The sequence below is a fragment of the Thermovibrio ammonificans HB-1 genome (genome assembly GCF_000185805.1).
GTDB classification, from domain to species: domain Bacteria; phylum Aquificota; class Aquificia; order Desulfurobacteriales; family Desulfurobacteriaceae; genus Thermovibrio; species Thermovibrio ammonificans.
This window is the reverse complement of the sequence record NC_014926.1, coordinates 61,708-77,822: the sequence shown is the minus strand read 5'-3', so window position 1 is coordinate 77,822 and position 16,115 is coordinate 61,708. Positions and strand designations below refer to the sequence as shown.

The following is a 16,115-nucleotide window of genomic DNA, read 5'->3' as shown; positions in this document are numbered from 1 at the left end:
CAGCAGCAGGAAGCTCAAACCCAAACCCAACAGCAGGAAGAGGTAAAGGAGCAGGAGACCTTTAAGCCCAGGCCTCCCGGCCAAAGGGTAACAATGAAGGAGCTCCTGGAAGCCGGCGTTCACTTCGGCCACCAGAAGGAGCGCTGGAACCCCAAGATGAAGAAGTTCATCTTCACCGAGCGTAACGGCATCCACATTATCGACCTCCAGCAGACTATCAAGTACTTCGAGCAGGCCTACGACTACATTGCAGACCTGGTGGCAAACGGCGGTAAAGTGCTCTTCGTGTGCACAAAGAAACAGGGGCAAGACATCGTTAAAGAAGAGGCCGAGCGCTGCGGCATGTACTACGTTAACAAGAGGTGGCTCGGCGGAACCCTTACAAACTTCCAGACAATCAGGAAGTCGGTCTTCAAGCTCAAAATGCTCAAGAAGATGGAAGAAGAGGGAGTCTTCGACCAGCTTCCCAAGAAAGAGGCCGTAAGGCTCCGCAGGAAGAAAGAGAAACTCGAGCGTTACATCGGCGGTATAGAGAACATGAACCGCCTGCCCGACGCCCTCTTCATCGTTGACATCGTAAGGGAAGAGAACGCCGTTAGAGAGGCAAGGAAAGCCGGCATACCGATAGTTGCCCTGGTAGACACAAACGCAGACCCCGACCTTGTAGACATTCCCATCCCTGCAAACGACGACGCAATCAGGGCTATAAGGCTCCTCACCTCCAGGATTGCAGACGCCGTTCTGGAAGGCAAAATGAGGAGGGAAGCTCTGGCCCTTGCTGAAGGCAAAGAGGAAGAAGAAGTAGACTTCAATCCCGAAGAAGAGTAAACTCCGGCGGGGGGGCCTCCCCGCCCTTTAACAAGAATCAGGGAGGTTAAAATGGCCGAGATTACAACCCAGATGATAAAAGAGCTTCGCGAGAAAACCGGAGCAGGCATCGTAGACTGCAAAAAAGCCCTTCAGGAAGCCGGCGGCGACATAGAGAAGGCCGTTGAAATCCTCAGGAAGAAAGGTGCGGCCAAAGCGGCCAAAAAAGCCGAAAGGGCAACTGCAGAGGGAGCCGTCTTCTCCTACATCCACGCAGGCGGCAAAGTAGGCGTTCTCGTAGAACTCAACTGCGAAACCGACTTCGTTGCAAGGAACGAAACCTTCAAAGAACTCGGACACGAAATCGCAATGCAGATTGCCGCAATGGCGCCTGAATTCGTCAGCCGCGAAGACGTTCCCGCAGAGCTGGTAGAAAAAGAGAAAGAGATACTCAAGCAGCAGGCACTTGCAGAAGGCAAGCCCGAGCACATCGTAGAGAAAATCGTTGAAGGAAGACTCAACAAGTTCTACTCCGAAAAGTGCCTCCTCGAACAGCCCTGGATAAAAGACGACAGCAAAACCATCAAAGACCTCATCACCGACTACATCACCAAACTGGGAGAGAACATAAAGGTTCGCCGCTTCGCAAGGTTCGAAGTGGGCAAGTAACCTACCGGGGGGTTCCTCCCCCCTTTTCGCTATAATACAGAACAACCTTTAATCAGGCAGGGACGATGGGGCTTAAGTACAAGCGGATACTCCTAAAACTGAGCGGAGAGGCCCTCCAGGGCAACAAAAACTACGGTATAGACCCAGAGTTCCTCAGACGGCTCGCCCAGGAAATAAAAAAAGTAAAAGACCTCGGCGTTGAAATAGCCATAGTAATCGGCGGCGGCAACATCTTCAGGGGAGTCTCCGGTGCCACCCAAGGAATGGACAGGGCAACCGCCGACTACATGGGAATGCTGGCAACCGTCATAAACGCCCTCGCCCTACAAGACGCCCTCGAAAAAGAGGGAATGCAGACGAGAGTCCTCACCGCAATAGAGATGAAGGAGATAGCCGAACCCTACATAAGGCGCAGGGCCATCAGACACCTCGAAAAAGGCAGAGTAGTGATATTCGGTGCTGGAACGGGCAACCCCTTCTTCACAACAGACACGGCAGCCGCACTGAGGGCTGCCGAAATAAACGCAGACGTTCTACTAAAAGCCACAAAAGTAGACGGCATCTACACCGCCGACCCTACAAAAGATGCTAATGCCAAAAAACTTGACAAATTATCATATAAAGATGTAATTACAAATGGTATAAAGGTTATGGACTCTGCAGCCGTAAGCCTCTGTATGGAAAACAACATACCTATAGTAGTATTTGACGTTAGGAAACCCGGAAACCTGGAGAAAGTTGTAAAGGGAGAAGCAGTAGGATCACTGGTAGAAGGAGAGGGGCTATGATTGGAGAACTGCTGAAAGATGCAGACAAGAGGATGAAAAAGGCTGTAGAGGTATTAAAAGCCGACTTTGCCGGCCTCAGAACCGGCAGAGCCTCAACCGTTTTAGTAGAAGACATAAAAGTGGACTACTACGGCTCAACCATGACCATAAAACAAATTGCCCAGATATCGGTTCCCGAGGCCAACCAGATAGTTATACAGCCCTGGGACGCCTCCGTAGTTCCCAACGTAGAGAAGGCCATAAGGGAGTCCGACTTGGGAGTTCAACCCCAAAGAGACGGCAACATCATAAGGGTAATCCTCCCTCCGCTCACCGAAGAGAGGAGGAAAGAGCTGGTTAAAAAGGCCGGAAAAATGGCCGAGCAGGCGAGAATAGCCATAAGGAACATCCGCCACGAGATAATGAAAGAACTTGACAAACTCAAGAAAGAAGGCGGATACTCAGAAGACGACATAAAGAGGGCTAAAGACGAACTCCAGAAAATTACAGATAAATACACAAAAGAGGTAGATAACCTCCTCCAGAAGAAAGAGGAGGAAATTCTCACCATCTAAAGGAGGTAGAAAATGGCTCACAAGATTGACCCTGAACTCTGCATTGGGTGCGGTGCGTGTGCATCTGTATGCCCCACAAACTGCATCCACCCCACAGACGACGGAAAGTACGAAATCGTAGCAGAAGACTGCATCGACTGCGGCGCCTGCGTAGAGGTCTGCCCGACAAACGCAATTTCCCAAGAGTAAGACTCAGATGGCGGCGGGCCTTCGGCCCGCCGCTTCCCATTTAGTCCATTTAAATTAAAAGTTAAATACCCTCCCTGCGCTTTCAAGTTCAGTTAATTAACCCAGTAACGTTCCTGTTTCAGCTCTGTTATTAACACATTTAAAAAATCTCCGGTAGATATCTATTAACATTTTAAAGAACCAAAACGAAACCTGGAGGGAGGGGTGAAAAAAAGAATATCTGTTCTCATCACTGCTGCAGCGTGTTTAATCGGCATAAACCTTACCTCCTGTGCAACAGCACAAAGGGAGGTAACGGTTCACCTGCACAGCTCTTTCAACCCGAAAGAGGTAGCGTGGTTCAAAAAGAAGGGGAACAACACCCTTACAGGTCAAGCGTTCCTTAGAACTATGGGAGGCCAAGTCATAACCTGTGCCGGCCAAGATGTCTATTTAATTCCGGTCTCAAAGTACTCTTCAGAAAGGATAAAAGCGATTTACGGAAACACTACCAAAGCTTTTGTAGATATTCTAAGCTACAGAAACAAAAATATAAAGTTCATACCGGACAGCAAAGAGTACTTTAAGTTCATCAAGAAAACCATATGCGACGCAAACGGCAGGTTCAAGTTCACCAACTTACCGGGCGGCGAGTACTTCCTATTTACTCAAGTTGTCTGGACGGTACCAGTTCTCGGTCCCCAGGGAGGGGTGCTGATGCAGAAGGTTCGCCTGTCGGGAGGGGAGAAGAGGGAAGTCATACTGACCTACTGAGCCCACTGAAAACCTAAAGCCCACTCCGAGCCTTACCGAGGCACACAAGTCCTTTGAGTTTTTTTGATTTTGTGTGCCCGTTCGTACGCTTTTTATCCAATTCTTTCGCTATTTGCACATTCCACAGCCAATATCAATTTAATCTACTGTTTGAAATTCAACTCTGCAGGTCTTTTTTGAACTTTCGGGCTATCGAATGTTTAAGGCTTCACGGTTAAACTTTTTCCCAGCGGAAGTTAAAGGCAGTTAAAAGCTTTTTATAGCCTACAAGGCTACTATTTACAGTGAATCGGAATTCAAAAGGAACGGGAAGAAGCGGGCGGCTTACCCCTCAGGTGGCTTTTAGTCCCCCCTAAAGTCCCCTCCCAGAGCCTGCTTCGGCAGGCTCTCTTTTTACTCTTTACCAAATTTAATGTTTACTTAATTAGAGAGTTGTATATTGGTAAAAAGAAATCGGTTAAGAGGGGGAAATGGATAAGGGTCTCCTCCTTCTGCTGATACTCTTTTTAAGCGGTATTCTCTCCCTCAAGAAGTAACCGGCTCCCGCTGCAACGCTTCAAACGAGACTCCTATTACCTTGGAGATGCCCGGAACCTCCATTGTAACGCCGTAGATAACGTCGGCCGCCTCCATGGTCAGCTTGTTGTGGGTGATAATTATCACCTGGGTTTCGTTGGCCATCTCTTTGAGGAGTTCGGTAAACCTGAGGGTGTTGGCGTCGTCTAAGGCGGCGTCTACCTCGTCGAGTACTACGAAGGGAGCCGGCCTTACCCTGTAGAGGGCGTAGAGAAATGCAAGGGCAACCAGGGTTTTCTCGCCGCCCGAGAGTAGGTTTATGCTTCCGTGCCGTTTGCCCGGAGGCTTAACCTCTATTTCAAGGCCGGCCTCTGAGAGGTCTTGAGATGTAAGAATGAGCCTGCCGCTCCCGCCGCCGAACACTTTTTTAACGGTTGCCCTAAAGGAGCGGTCCACCTGTCTGAATGTTTCGAAGAAGCGTTTCTCTATCTCTTGGTCCAGTTTCTTTATGGCCTCTTTTAGGTTTTTTATGGACTCTACCAGGTCTTTCTCCTGTTCAAGTATGAAGCCGTAGCGCTCTTTTACTTTCTCGTACTCTTCTATGGCCAGCAGGTTAACTGCTCCCAGGCGGCTTATACGCTCTTTAAGGTTTATGAGCTCCCTTTTAAGCTCCTCTTGGTCTTCCACCTCCGAGGCTAAGGAGAGGGCTTCAGTAGGCGTGGAGTCGAGGTCGAGGATTTTCTTCAGGAGCTCCTCTTCCTGAACCGAGAGCTTGGCGAGTTTAATTTCGCTCTCTTTGAGGTTCTTTGAAACGGCCGCAAGGTCGGCTTTTTTCTGTTTCAGGGCGGCCTCTTTTTCCCTTATAACCGCGTAGAGCTCCTCCCTGCGGCCCTTTAAAGAGTTTATGTCGGCCTTTATCTCTTCTATGGTTTCGTCTACCCCCGAAAGGAGCTGAACTGCCCTTTCTCTCGCAGAGATGGCCTTTTCAAGGTCTTTTTTGAGCTGTTCAACTCTTCTTTCGGCCTCCTCTATTTCCCTCTGAACGGTTCTGAGGAAGCGCTCTTTGGCCTCTCTCTTCTCTTTTACGGCCTTCAGCTTCTCTAAAAGGGTCGCCCTCTGGGTGCGAAGTTCGGAGAGCTCACCTTTAAGGGCATCGAGCCTCTCTTGAAGGCGCATCAGTTCGCTTTTGAGCTCTTCCTGTTCGGAAAGGAGCTTCTTGCGCTCTTTTGTAAGTTCCTGCAGCTTGTTCTCGAACAGGGCCTTTCGGCGGTTGAAGCTCTCTACGTTCTCTTGAGCCCGCTCTCGGCGGGCGAGAAGCTCCTCTTTCCTCTTTTCAACTTCTCCCAACCTTTTCTTGAACTCTTTAAGGGAGGTTTCCCTTTTGAAGAGCTCCATTTTTGCCGCAGAGAGCTCCTCCTTCAGCTCCTCTATGGAGTCTTCAAGGTAGAGAAGCTCCTGCTTGAGGGGTTCTATTCCCTTTTCGAGCTCTTTAAGCTCCCGCTGAAGGATTTTAAGGAGCTCCTCTTTCTCCTTGAGCCTCCTCTCGAGCTCAAGGAGGGAGCTTCCTTTAAAGTTCCCCACAAGGCACCCCTTCGCCGAGTATATGCTGCCCCCTTCGTCTATGAAGAGGCAGTCGGGATGTTCTTCGGCAAGCTGGGCGGCCCTGCCGGGAGCGTAGTAAACGTTGTGAAAGAGGTTTAATAGCAAGGGCTTTAGGCCCTCCTCTTTCGGTTTTACTACAGCGGATAGGGGTGTAGCCCCCTCGATTTCTTTTGTTTTAAGTCCTTTCACACTTTTCGGGAAGAGCCAAACCCTGCCGTTCCCCTTTATCTTTGAGCCTATCCAGCTTACGGTTTTGAAGTTGTCTACCACTATGCCGGCCCCGAAGCGGGAGAGGTAGTTCTCAACCACCTTCTCGTACCCGGGCTCAACTTCTATCAGGTTTATAAGGAGGCCGACAAAGCCCTTAACTTTGCCTTTTTTGGCGCTTTCAACGATTTTGGCCTCGAGCTTACCCAGGTCTATGGAGGAGAGTATGTTCTTTGTGTTCTCTATTTCTGCCTTCAGCTTTAGGACCTGCCGCCTTTTCTCTTCGAGGCGTTCTCTCTCTTCGTCGAGGCGGAGGAGAAGCTCTTCCCTCTCCTGCTTTTTCAGGTTCAGTTTCTCCTGAAGCTCTTCAACTTTTGCTTTAAACTGCTCAACTTCCCCTTCAACCCTTTCCACCTGGGAAAGGTAGTAAGAGAGCTCCCTCTCGAGGGTTTCGAGCTCTTTGGGGAAGCGGTCGAGGAAGTTTTTGAAGGAGTTGAACCTCTCCTCCTCACGGGCAAGGTCGGTTTTGAGCTTGGTCTCCTGAGCGTTCAGGGCCGACAGTTTTCGCCCAAGCTCAACCTCCCGGGACTGGAGTTTTTTAACCTCGGCCTCCAGTTTTTTAACCTCTTCTAAAAGCTGACGCTCTTTCTCTTCAAATCCTGCAAGTTCCCTTTTTAAGGAGCCTTCAAGGGAGCGGAGCTCTTCAATTTCGGCCGCCACAAGGGAGAGCTTTTTGAGCTTCTGCTCTTTCTCGAAGGAGCGCTCCTCTATTTCGCTTTTCAGCCGCTTTATCTCTTTTTCAAGGAAATCCCGCTTAACGGCTGCCTCTTTTTTGCTCTTCTCAACTTCGTGGAGCTCTTTTGTGGTTTCCTCAAGCTCCTGTGAGAGCTGTTCCAGCTGGGAGCGGAGCTCTTGAAGCTCAACTTCAATCCTCGAGACCTCCCTCTCGAGGGAGGCCCTGTCTTCCTGGAGAACCTTTATGGAGCCCTCCAGGCGGGCCTTCTCCTCCTGAACGGCCTTAAGCTGACAGCCGAGGAGGGCAAGTTCCAGGCGGCGCTCGCGGGTGCGAAGCTCTTGGAATTTTTGAGCTTTCTCCGCTTGGTTTTTAAGGGCCCTCAGGTTCTTTGCAACCTCATCTATCACCCCCCTTACGCTCTCTAAGTTGGCCTGCGCTTCCCCGAGCTGTTTAAGGGTCTCTTCCCTCTTCTCCTTAAAAGGGGTAATGCCGGCAGCCTCATCTATGAGGGCCCGTCTTTCGGCGGGCCTCATCCTGAGAACCCTGTCTACCTGGCCCTGTTCAAAGAAGGCGTAGTCCCTATTGGAGAGGCCCAAGTTGGTGAAGAGCTCCTGGATATCCTTTAACCTTACCTTTTTCCCGTTTATGAAGAACTGGCTGTCGCCGTCGGCGGTAACGCGCCTTTTGACTTCGGTCTCTAAAGAGGCGGCACTGAAAAGGTCTTCAGCGGCAACGGTTACCGCTACTTCTGCACTCCTTGCCGGCCGCCTACCTTGAGCCCCTTTGAAGATAACGTCTTTTATAGAGTCGGCCCTCATACCTTTTGGAGAGGTTCCGCCGACAACCCACTTCAGGGCGTCGACTATGTTGCTCTTGCCGCAGCCGTTGGGGCCCACTATGCAGTTTATTCCCTCTGAAAAGCGAATTTCCGTTTCGTCGGCAAACGACTTGAAACCCTTAAGCTTCAAACTCCTAATCATAAACCGCTCCCGAATTGGTAAGATTGGCGAAAGCAGTCCAATCGGCTATAAAGTTAGCAGAAGGGGCGATAGATGAGAAGTGTTTTACTTACAGGAGCAGCCGGCTTCATAGGCTACAGAACCGCAAAACTGTTGCTCGAAAAGGGCTACAAAGTTATAGGCGTTGACAACCTTAACAACTACTACGACCCTAAACTGAAAGAGTACCGGCTGAACCTTCTGAAGGAGAACAGAAACTTCAAGTTCTACAGGCTCGACATAGAGAACTTTGAAGCCCTAAAGGTTGTGTTTGAAGAGAACAGCTTCGAAGGCATTATAAACCTTGCTGCCAGGGCGGGAGTCAGGTACAGCATAGAGAACCCCTTCGTTTACGAAACTACGAACTCCTTGGGGACCCTTAACCTACTTGAGCTAATGAAGGAGTTTGGGCTCAAGAAGTTCGTTCTGGCCTCTACCTCTTCCCTATACGCCGGCCAACCTATGCCGTTTAAAGAGGACTTGCCGGTTAATACACCTATATCTCCCTACGCCGCAAGCAAAAAGGCGGCCGAGGTGATGTCCTACACCTACCACTACCTCTACGGCTTCGACGTTACGGTGGTCCGCTACTTCACCGTTTACGGCCCTGCCGGAAGGCCCGATATGTCCATATTCAGGTTTATAAAGTGGATAGACGAGGGCAGACCCGTAGAGGTTTACGGCGACGGAACCCAGAGCAGGGATTTTACCTACGTTGACGACATTGCAGAGGGAACGATTAGAGCCTACGAAACGGAAACCGGGTACCAGATAATCAACCTCGGCGGGAACCGCCCCCACCAGCTCAAAGAGGTGATTAGGCTGATAGAGGAGTACTTGGGGAAAAAGGCCGAGATTATCTACAAACCCTTCCACAAAGCAGACCTTAAAGCAACCTGGGCCGATATAACAAAGGCAAGGGAGATTTTAGGCTGGGAGCCGAAAGTTCCCTTAGAGGAAGGCTTAAGGAGAACCGTAGAGTGGCACAAGGAGAACAGGGACTTTTTAAGAGAAATTACTCTACCTTAAGGCTGGAAAGTATAGAGGAGGTTAAAAACTTTATCGGGGAGCTTTTTAAAGGTAAGGGGGTTAGGGTTTACCTTTTTGGCTCAAGGGCCAGAGGCGACTTTACCGAAAGGAGCGATTACGACCTTGCTTTTTTAAGCGACGAGGATATCTCCTTGGAGCTCTCAATCCTCTCCGAAGTTCTGGAGGAGTCCTACATTCCCCAACGGTTCGACCTGGTTAACCTGAAGTTTGCCGGCAGAGACCTCCGCCGCACAGTTGAAAAGGAGAGAATTTTATGGGTGGAAACAGGCGAAGAGGGGAGTTCAGAGAAACCTTAAAGAGGCTTAAAGAGGCCTATTCCCTTGCACTTTTCCATAGGGAGGATGAACTCTTCCCCTTTTTGAGGGATTCTGTTATCCAGAGGTTCGAAATAGCTGTTGAGCTTATGTGGAAGGCTGTAAGGGAAAGGTTAATCGAAGAGGGCATTGAGTGCCGCTCCCCAAAGGGATGCGTCAGGGCTTTTTTTGAAGGGGGTTTCGTTGATGGGGAAACGGCGGGGAAGCTCCTTAAGTTGATAGACCTGAGAAACCTAACCTCCCGCACCTACAATCAGGAGGTTGCTCAGGAGCTCTTTGAAGAAGTCGGCAGGTTTTTAAAAGCTCTGGAACAGGCAGAGGAGTTAATTAATAAGTCCTCTCAACTATAAAGTCGGCAACTTCAAAGAGGGCTTTCTTTAAGGGACTCTCTTTGAAGATTTCCAAACTCTCCTTTGCCCTTTTAACGAAATCCCTTGCGAGCTCAAAGGTCGCCTTCTCTCCGCCCTTTTCAAGGACAAAGTTCCTGACCAGCTCAATCTCCTCTTTTGTGGGGCTGGGGTTGTTTAGTACTCTCTCTACCGCCTCTCTCTCCTCTTCAGTTGCCCTTTTCAGTGCCCACAGGAGTGGGTAGGTTACTTTCCCCTCCCGGATGTCGTTTCCGGCGGGCTTACCGATTGTTTTCTCATCGGAGATGTAGTCGAAGGCGTCATCTACAAGCTGAAAGGCATAGCCTATGTAAGTGCCGTAGTCTTTGAGGGCCTTCCGCTCTTTTTCCGAAGCTCCGCCGACTATAGCTCCACACTCACAGCAGGTTGAGAGAAGGGAGGCCGTTTTCCTGTAGATTATGTCGAAGTACTCCTCTTCGGTCAGGTTGATGTCTCCGATTTTTTCAAGCTGGAGGAGCTCTCCCTCGGCCATATCTTGAACGGTTTTGGCCGCAGTTTTAAGGACTTCCGGACCTCCGTAAACGGCGAGAACGTAAATTGCCTTCGCAAACATGTAGTCGCCGACCAAAACGGCCACGTCGTTCCCGAAAACGGCATTTACCGAAGGGCGCCCCCTCCTGAGCTTCGCTCCGTCTACTATATCGTCGTGAAGGAGGGTCGCAGTGTGCATATACTCCATAACGGTTGCAACGGGTATGAGCCTGTCGAGGGGAGCTTCAACGAGCTTCCCCGCTATAACCGTAAGCCCGGGCCTTACCCGTTTGCCTCCGCTATCGAGAATGTAGCCGCCGGCCCGAAGGACAAGACTCACCTTTGAGGAGAGGAGCTCCCTTGAAAACTCCTCTACGCTTAAAAGCTCCTCCCTAACAACCTCAAACGGCTTGAAAATCTTCATCACCCTACCTTACGGGAATGTTTCTGCTGCCGGGCTTAACCAGCGGGAGTTTACCTTCCTTACAGATTGGACAGCTCTCGGGGCTGTAAACGGGAACCTCCAACCTCCAGAGGCTTGCAAAGGGAACGCCGAAATCCACCTTACCACCGCTCCTATCGACAAGGCTGCCAACGGCTACAACCTTACCGCCGTGGGCCTTTACAACCTCTATAGTCTCTTTCGTAGATTTACCGGTGGTTACAACGTCTTCAACAACAACGGCCCGCTCTCCGGGCTTTATCTCAAAGCCTCTGCGGAGCGTGAGCTCGCCGTTAACCCTCTCGGCAAATATGCCCCTGACCTTAAGGTGGCGGGCGGTCTCGTAAGAGACTATTATTCCGCCTATGGCGGGAGCTATAACGAGGTCGAACTCCACCCCGAACTCCCTTATGCGCCTTGCAAGCTCCCTACAGAGGAGCTCGGCGTAATCGGGGTACTGGAGAACCTTTGCACACTGCAGGTAGTAGGGACTGTGGAGTCCGCTTGAGAGGAGGAAGTGGCCCTCGAGGAATGCGTCGGCTTTGAGGAATATCTCCTTTATCTGCTCCTCGGACAGCATCTAAACCTCCAGCGGTTGGTAGGGTTATTTTAATTTTGAAACGGCTGCAGTTCAAGGAAGGAGAGGGAAAAGTGGAAGAGCTAAAAGAGCTGATTCTCCGTTCTTCCCTGGAGATTAAAGAGGAGCTCATCCGGTGGAGACGCCACATCCACATGTACCCTGAGCTTTCGGGCAGAGAGTTCAACACCGCCGAGTTTGTGGCCGAAAAACTCAAGAACTTCGGAGTAGACGAAGTCATAGAGAACTTTGCAGGCTCAACGGCCGTTGTGGCCACCGTAAAAGGAGAAAAACCGGGAGGGTGCGTCGCCCTAAGGGCCGATATGGATGCACTGCCCACAGAGGAAAAAACCGGAAAGCCTTACGCTTCAAGGATTAAAGGCGTTATGCACTCCTGCGGACACGACGCCCACACGGCCATGCTCCTCGGGGCCGCCAAGGTGCTATGTAAGCTGAGGAAGGAGTTTAAGGGGAGCGTGAAGCTCATCTTCCAACCGTGCGAGGAGAGACACGACTGCAAAGGCGCCCAGTGGCTCGTTGAACACGGAGTCCTCGAAAACCCCAGAGTTGAAGCGATATTTGCCCTCCACGTATACCCCGAACTGCCTACCGGATACGTAGGTACCCGCTTCGGCCCCATGCTCGCATCTGCAGACGTCTTTAAAGTGGTGGTTAAGGGAAAAAGCACCCACGCGTCCCGCCCCCACCAGGGAATAGACCCCGTTCTCATAGCAGCCCAAACGGTTAACACACTCCACCACGTAGTAAGCAGGTATGTAGACCCTCTGGAGCCGGCCGTCCTAACAGTAGGGAAAATAAGGGGCGGGTTTGCAGAAAACATCATTCCCGACGAAGTAGAGTTTGAAGGCACCGTAAGAACGCTCTCCCACCAGGTAAGGGACCGTATTCCAAAGCAGATGGAGCAGGCCGTAAAGGGAATCGCAGCCGCCTACGGCGGAGAGTGTGAGTTTGAGTTTCAGTGGGGAACACCGCCTCTGATAAACGATAAAGAGACAACCGCATTCGCAGTTGAGAAGATGAAAGAGCTCTTGGGGGACGAGCGGGTTGTAATCTTAGAAAAGCCCTCCATGGGAGGAGAGGACTTCTCGGTTTACCTAAAGGAGGTTCCGGGAACTTTCATAAGGCTCGGAGTGCGGAACGAAGAGAAGGACACCGTTTACCCGCTACACAACTCCCGATTCGACATAGACGAAGACGCCCTACCGATAGGAACAGCGGTAGAAGCTTACCTTGCAATAGCTTGGCTGAACCGCTCCCCAAAATTGGGGAAATAGATGCGCGAAAACAGACTTAGAATAGATTTTCAAACCAGAAGAGGGGAGGTAAGAAAAATGGAGATTAGCAGCGTAAAAATACCTACACCTCACATCGAGGAGGGAGCCGCCCAGATAGACATTCCAAAGCCGGAACTCCTGGAAAGGCTGTCGAACCAGATTTTAGGAGCCGAAAGGCTCGGCCAAGAAGTGGAAATAAAGCTTCCTCTGAGAGAGTTCATAGCCATACTCAACATCTTCGGCCTTGAAAATAGCAAAATAGCCGGTGCAGAGTCTACCGTAACGGGCCAAATGGTAGACGAGCAGCTGGAGAAGTACGCCCAGCACGTAAAAAACTCGGGCCTCAAAGACAAATTCTACTCCATGGTTAAAGAGGTTACGGTTAAAGTTTTAGAGAACGAAGTTGCCGTTAAGCTCGACCCCAACGGAGAAAACAGCAAGATTGAACTCAAAGTTCAAATACTGCCGGCTCCCATAGGGAGTGAATCCCTTCCGTCTAAGGAGGTTTCCCCGTCTTCCCTCGGCTTAGAGCTCTACAGCTTGGTCAACCTGCTAACAGAGGAGGTCGACGGCTCCCTTTACAGGTATCCGCTGGCCTCAAGGCGTGAGAGGAGCCACGGAACCATCTCGTTCCTCACTGAAGACAGCGTAGTCGAAATACTGTCGAACATCAGGAACCAAGCAGAGAGGAAAACCTACATCCTCAGAGAGCTCTTCGAAATAGAATCTTCCAACGAGAGTAACGGCTCCCAAGTTACGTTCAGCAACCTCTCAAGCGGACCGAAAGAGTGTTTAGAGAACCAGAAAATGGAGTACTGTGTCTCCCTTCTGTCCTTAGAGCCCTTTAAGGAAAGCGAAGAGGGAGTTAAGCTTCAAAACTTCGACGTTATAGTGGGAGGAAGAAAACTGAGCAACAAACTGAAGCTCAAGGCAGCCGTGGTTTACAACGAGAATGGGGAATCGAAAAACCTCAAGCTCGAGAAGAGGCTCGTTGCCATTAAACCCAAGGTAGAGCGGATTAAAGAGCTCTGTATAACAGACTCCTCGTTCCGAGATGCCTTCACAGGCGGGAAGGATATAAACACATTAAGTGACGAAGAAATCAGAAAAAAAGCCGCAGCTCTTGCAGTTACAATGTTCATACTCCCCAGGAATCTTCAAACGCTGATGAAGGGCCTTGAGAAAAACGGAGACTTACCAAAGCGCGTTCTAAAAACCGATATAGAGATATACGAGAAAACGCTCCCCATCCTAATAAAAGCGGGAGAGTCCCTAATAGACAGGCTCAGAGAGGGTAAAAACGTTTTAAATACTGTAATTTCTGCAATCGACGAGAAGAACGAAAAACAATAAAAACGGGGACCTCTCTCCTTCCCGTTCCCACCGTGCCCTTCTTAGGGGGGAGTGAAGCTCCCCCTCTTTTCTAATTGAAAACCGTTCCTAATAAATATAGAATTAATCAAGCCGCGGGGGTGGAGCTGGGCTCCTGAGACTCGCCCAGGTCGGGCGGGAACCCCTGGAACCTGAACCGGGTAATACCGGCGTAGGGAGCGGCAAGAGTCTCTACTCTTCCCCTCCTTACAGCCTCCCCCACGGTAAAACACTCTAACAGGAGGCAAACCGTGCAGAACCTGAGTGAAGTTGTAATCTCCGAAGCCATCATAACGGCGTTTATGGAGAAGCTGAAATCCCACCTTGAGACCGACGTTGCAATAGTCGGAGGTGGGCCGTCCGGACTCGTCGCCGGATACTACCTTGCTAAAAAGGGCTACAGAGTTGCCATCTTTGAAAGAAGGCTCTCCATAGGCGGCGGAATGTGGGCAGGCGCAATGTTCTTTAACGAAATAGTGGTTCAAGAGATGGGAAGGGAAATTCTCGACGAGTTCGGCGTTAACTACAGGGAGTTCAAACCGGGATACTACCTTGCAGATGCGGTAGAGGCCACAACAACCATAGCCTCCAAGGCCGTAAAGGCCGGAGCTACCGTTTTCAACGGCGTAACTGCAGAAGATGTGGTTCTAAAACAGGTAAACGGCCAGTACAGAGTATGCGGCCTCGTAATAAACTGGACCACAGTTGAACTCAACCACCTGATGGTAGACCCCCTCGTGATAACTGCAAAGTACGTTGTAGACGCCACAGGCCACGACGCAAGCGTAGTTTCAACCCTACAGAGAAAAGCCGGAATAAAACTGAACACAGAAACCGGCTGCGTTGTAGGAGAGAAACCCCTTTGGGCATCTGTGGGTGAAGAGGATACAGTCAAAAACTCCAAGGAGGTATTCCCGGGAATCTACGTTAGCGGAATGGCGGCAAACGCAACCTGCGGAAGCCACAGGATGGGACCCGTTTTCGGCGGAATGCTCATGAGCGGCAAAAAAGTTGCCGAAGAGATTGCCGCCAAGCTAAACCAGAATAAGGAGGCGTAATGGCCACTTTAGTTGAGCTCGTTAAAAGGGGAGAAATCCCGAAGGAAGTTGAATACTGTGCCCGCTACGAAAAAAGGGACGTTGACTACATAGTCCAAGGGCTAATAGAGGGAACGATAGTAATTCCGGCAAACATCTACCACAGAGCAAGGGAAGACTTCACTCCGAGAGCTATAGGAAAGGGACTTAAAACCAAGGTTAACGCAAACATCGGAACCAGCGGAGACATCGAAAACATCGAGCTTGAGCTTGAAAAGCTGAGGGTTGCCGTTAAGTACGGCGCAGACGCCGTAATGGACCTCTCAACCGGAAAGTTCATAGACGAAACGAGAAAAGCCATAGTAAACAACTCTCCGGTAATGGTGGGAACCGTTCCCATCTATCAAGCGGCCAAAGAGGCAGCCGAGAAACACGGCTTTATAGGAAAAATGACCGTTGATGAGCTTTTCGACGTTATAGAGCGCCACTGTAAAGACGGAGTAGACTTCATAACCGTCCACTGCGGAGTAACCTTAAGTGCCCTCGAAAGGCTAAGGAAAGAGGGCAGGATTATGAACATAGTCTCAAGGGGCGGAGCCCTAATGGCCGAGTGGATGGTTTATAACGAAAAGGAGAACCCGCTCTACGAGCACTACGACCGCCTTCTTGAGATTGCCAAAAAGTACGACGTTACCCTTTCGCTTGGTGACGGAATGAGGCCGGGCTGCATAGCCGACGCAACCGACAGGTGTCAGATTGAAGAACTGATTACCCTTGGGGAGCTTGTTGACAGGGCCAGAGAGGCCGACGTTCAAGCTATGGTGGAAGGTCCGGGTCACGTTCCGCTCGACCAAGTAGAGGCAAACATACTCCTTCAAAAGAGGCTCTGCCACGGCGCACCCTTTTACGTTTTAGGACCGATAGTTACAGACATTGCCCCCGGCTACGACCACATTACCGGAGCAATAGGCGGGGCAATTGCGGCCAAAGCCGGAGCCGACTTCCTCTGCTACCTTACCCCTGCTGAGCACCTTGCCCTTCCCGACGTTAACGACGTTAAAGTGGGAGTAATAGCCGCAAGGATTGCAGGCCACGCCGCCGACATAGTTAAGGGCGTTCCCGGTGCAGTAGAGTGGGACATCGAAATGGCAAAGGCGAGGGAAGCCCTTGACTGGGAGAGGCAGTTTGAGCTCGCCATAGACCCCGAAATCGCAAGGAAGTACAGGGAAGAGAGGGCTCCTCAGGAAGACGAGAAAACCTGTACAATGTGCGGCAAGCTCTGCTCAATTAAAAGGGTTGAGGAGTATCTGAACCCCAAGAAGGAGAAGTAAA

At 50.6% G+C, this 16,115-nt stretch carries 16 protein-coding genes and 1 riboswitch; of the genes, 13 read left to right on the top strand and 3 right to left on the bottom strand.

Annotated features, from left to right (window positions below; all coding sequences use genetic code 11):
- Positions 1-93: 93 nt before the first annotated feature.
- The 6 genes from rpsB to THEAM_RS00435 all read left to right on the top strand — a co-directional run bounded on the left by rpsB (position 94) and on the right by THEAM_RS00435 (position 3,760).
- Complete coding sequence (gene rpsB, locus THEAM_RS00460) at positions 94-828, top strand: 30S ribosomal protein S2 (protein ID WP_041439645.1); 735 nt, start codon at positions 94-96, stop codon at positions 826-828.
- A gap of 51 nt (positions 829-879) precedes the next feature.
- Entirely contained in the window at positions 880-1,476 is a 597-nt protein-coding gene (gene tsf / locus THEAM_RS00455) for a translation elongation factor Ts (protein WP_013536850.1), read from the top strand.
- 65 nt (positions 1,477-1,541) lie between these two features.
- Positions 1,542-2,264, top strand: coding sequence for a UMP kinase (gene pyrH, locus THEAM_RS00450; RefSeq protein ID WP_013536849.1), 723 nt, complete (start codon positions 1,542-1,544; stop codon positions 2,262-2,264).
- Positions 2,261-2,818 carry a ribosome recycling factor gene (frr, locus tag THEAM_RS00445; protein ID WP_013536848.1) on the top strand — a complete coding sequence of 186 codons (558 nt, stop codon included), beginning with the start codon at positions 2,261-2,263 and terminating at the stop codon, positions 2,816-2,818. Before pyrH ends, frr begins: the two co-directional genes overlap by 4 nt.
- A gap of 12 nt (positions 2,819-2,830) precedes the next feature.
- The gene (locus THEAM_RS00440) at positions 2,831-3,007 is read left to right on the top strand and encodes an ATP-binding protein (protein WP_013536847.1); all 177 of its coding nucleotides are present in this window, start codon (positions 2,831-2,833) and stop codon (positions 3,005-3,007) included.
- 204 nt (positions 3,008-3,211) lie between these two features.
- Positions 3,212-3,760 carry a hypothetical protein gene (locus THEAM_RS00435; protein WP_013536846.1) on the top strand — a complete coding sequence of 183 codons (549 nt, stop codon included), beginning with the start codon at positions 3,212-3,214 and terminating at the stop codon, positions 3,758-3,760.
- A gap of 525 nt (positions 3,761-4,285) precedes the next feature.
- Here THEAM_RS00435 and smc read toward each other — a convergent pair.
- Complete coding sequence (gene smc, locus THEAM_RS00430; protein WP_013536845.1) at positions 4,286-7,801, bottom strand: chromosome segregation protein SMC; 3,516 nt, start codon at positions 7,799-7,801, stop codon at positions 4,286-4,288.
- Between the two features lie 72 nt (positions 7,802-7,873).
- Between smc and THEAM_RS00425 the strand changes: the two genes are divergently transcribed.
- The 3 genes from THEAM_RS00425 to THEAM_RS00415 are packed head-to-tail and all read left to right on the top strand — an operon-like array spanning position 7,874 to position 9,533.
- Entirely contained in the window at positions 7,874-8,848 is a 975-nt protein-coding gene (locus tag THEAM_RS00425; protein ID WP_013536844.1) for a GDP-mannose 4,6-dehydratase, read from the top strand.
- Complete coding sequence (locus tag THEAM_RS00420; RefSeq protein WP_013536843.1) at positions 8,800-9,165, top strand: nucleotidyltransferase family protein; 366 nt, start codon at positions 8,800-8,802, stop codon at positions 9,163-9,165. Before THEAM_RS00425 ends, THEAM_RS00420 begins: the two co-directional genes overlap by 49 nt.
- A complete protein-coding gene (locus THEAM_RS00415; protein WP_013536842.1) occupies positions 9,123-9,533 on the top strand; it encodes an HI0074 family nucleotidyltransferase substrate-binding subunit in 411 nt (136 codons plus the stop codon). Before THEAM_RS00420 ends, THEAM_RS00415 begins: the two co-directional genes overlap by 43 nt.
- Here the strand turns inward: THEAM_RS00415 and THEAM_RS00410 are convergent.
- Together THEAM_RS00410 and pyrE are read right to left on the bottom strand one after the other, a co-directional pair.
- Positions 9,511-10,485 carry a polyprenyl synthetase family protein gene (locus THEAM_RS00410; RefSeq protein WP_013536841.1) on the bottom strand — a complete coding sequence of 325 codons (975 nt, stop codon included), beginning with the start codon at positions 10,483-10,485 and terminating at the stop codon, positions 9,511-9,513. The two genes, THEAM_RS00415 and THEAM_RS00410, sit on opposite strands and share 23 nt — an antisense overlap.
- A 4-nt stretch (positions 10,486-10,489) precedes the next feature.
- Positions 10,490-11,083: an orotate phosphoribosyltransferase gene (pyrE, locus tag THEAM_RS00405; protein WP_013536840.1), complete on the bottom strand. Its 594-nt coding sequence runs from the start codon at positions 11,081-11,083 to the stop codon at positions 10,490-10,492.
- A gap of 71 nt (positions 11,084-11,154) precedes the next feature.
- On the opposite strand from pyrE, the gene THEAM_RS00400 reads away from it, so the two are divergent.
- From THEAM_RS00400 to thiC, 4 genes are all read left to right on the top strand, one after another.
- The gene (locus THEAM_RS00400; RefSeq protein WP_013536839.1) at positions 11,155-12,375 is read left to right on the top strand and encodes a M20 metallopeptidase family protein; all 1,221 of its coding nucleotides are present in this window, start codon (positions 11,155-11,157) and stop codon (positions 12,373-12,375) included.
- 57 nt (positions 12,376-12,432) lie between these two features.
- Entirely contained in the window at positions 12,433-13,728 is a 1,296-nt protein-coding gene (locus THEAM_RS00395) for a hypothetical protein (RefSeq protein WP_013536838.1), read from the top strand.
- Positions 13,729-13,833: 105 nt separating this feature from the next.
- Positions 13,834-13,942: riboswitch (TPP riboswitch) on the top strand.
- Positions 13,943-13,997: 55 nt separating this feature from the next.
- Entirely contained in the window at positions 13,998-14,804 is an 807-nt protein-coding gene (locus tag THEAM_RS00390) for a sulfide-dependent adenosine diphosphate thiazole synthase (protein ID WP_013536837.1), read from the top strand.
- Positions 14,804-16,114, top strand: coding sequence for a phosphomethylpyrimidine synthase ThiC (gene thiC / locus THEAM_RS00385; protein ID WP_013536836.1), 1,311 nt, complete (start codon positions 14,804-14,806; stop codon positions 16,112-16,114). Before THEAM_RS00390 ends, thiC begins: the two co-directional genes overlap by 1 nt.
- Position 16,115 lies beyond the last annotated feature (1 nt).

Excerpts from the sequence above, each read along its gene's own strand:
- rpsB (WP_041439645.1), top strand. The coding sequence starts at position 94 with ATGAAGGAGCTCCTGGAAGCCGGCGTTCACTTCGGCCACCAGAAGGAG.
- tsf (WP_013536850.1), top strand. The coding sequence starts at position 880 with ATGGCCGAGATTACAACCCAGATGATAAAAGAGCTTCGCGAGAAAACC.
- pyrH (WP_013536849.1), top strand. The coding sequence starts at position 1,542 with ATGGGGCTTAAGTACAAGCGGATACTCCTAAAACTGAGCGGAGAGGCC.
- frr (WP_013536848.1), top strand. The coding sequence starts at position 2,261 with ATGATTGGAGAACTGCTGAAAGATGCAGACAAGAGGATGAAAAAGGCT.
- THEAM_RS00440 (WP_013536847.1), top strand. The coding sequence starts at position 2,831 with ATGGCTCACAAGATTGACCCTGAACTCTGCATTGGGTGCGGTGCGTGT.
- smc (WP_013536845.1), bottom strand. The coding sequence starts at position 7,801 with ATGATTAGGAGTTTGAAGCTTAAGGGTTTCAAGTCGTTTGCCGACGAA.
- THEAM_RS00425 (WP_013536844.1), top strand. The coding sequence starts at position 7,874 with ATGAGAAGTGTTTTACTTACAGGAGCAGCCGGCTTCATAGGCTACAGA.
- THEAM_RS00415 (WP_013536842.1), top strand. The coding sequence starts at position 9,123 with ATGGGTGGAAACAGGCGAAGAGGGGAGTTCAGAGAAACCTTAAAGAGG.
- THEAM_RS00410 (WP_013536841.1), bottom strand. The coding sequence starts at position 10,485 with ATGAAGATTTTCAAGCCGTTTGAGGTTGTTAGGGAGGAGCTTTTAAGC.
- pyrE (WP_013536840.1), bottom strand. The coding sequence starts at position 11,083 with ATGCTGTCCGAGGAGCAGATAAAGGAGATATTCCTCAAAGCCGACGCA.
- THEAM_RS00395 (WP_013536838.1), top strand. The coding sequence starts at position 12,433 with ATGGAGATTAGCAGCGTAAAAATACCTACACCTCACATCGAGGAGGGA.
- thiC (WP_013536836.1), top strand. The coding sequence starts at position 14,804 with ATGGCCACTTTAGTTGAGCTCGTTAAAAGGGGAGAAATCCCGAAGGAA.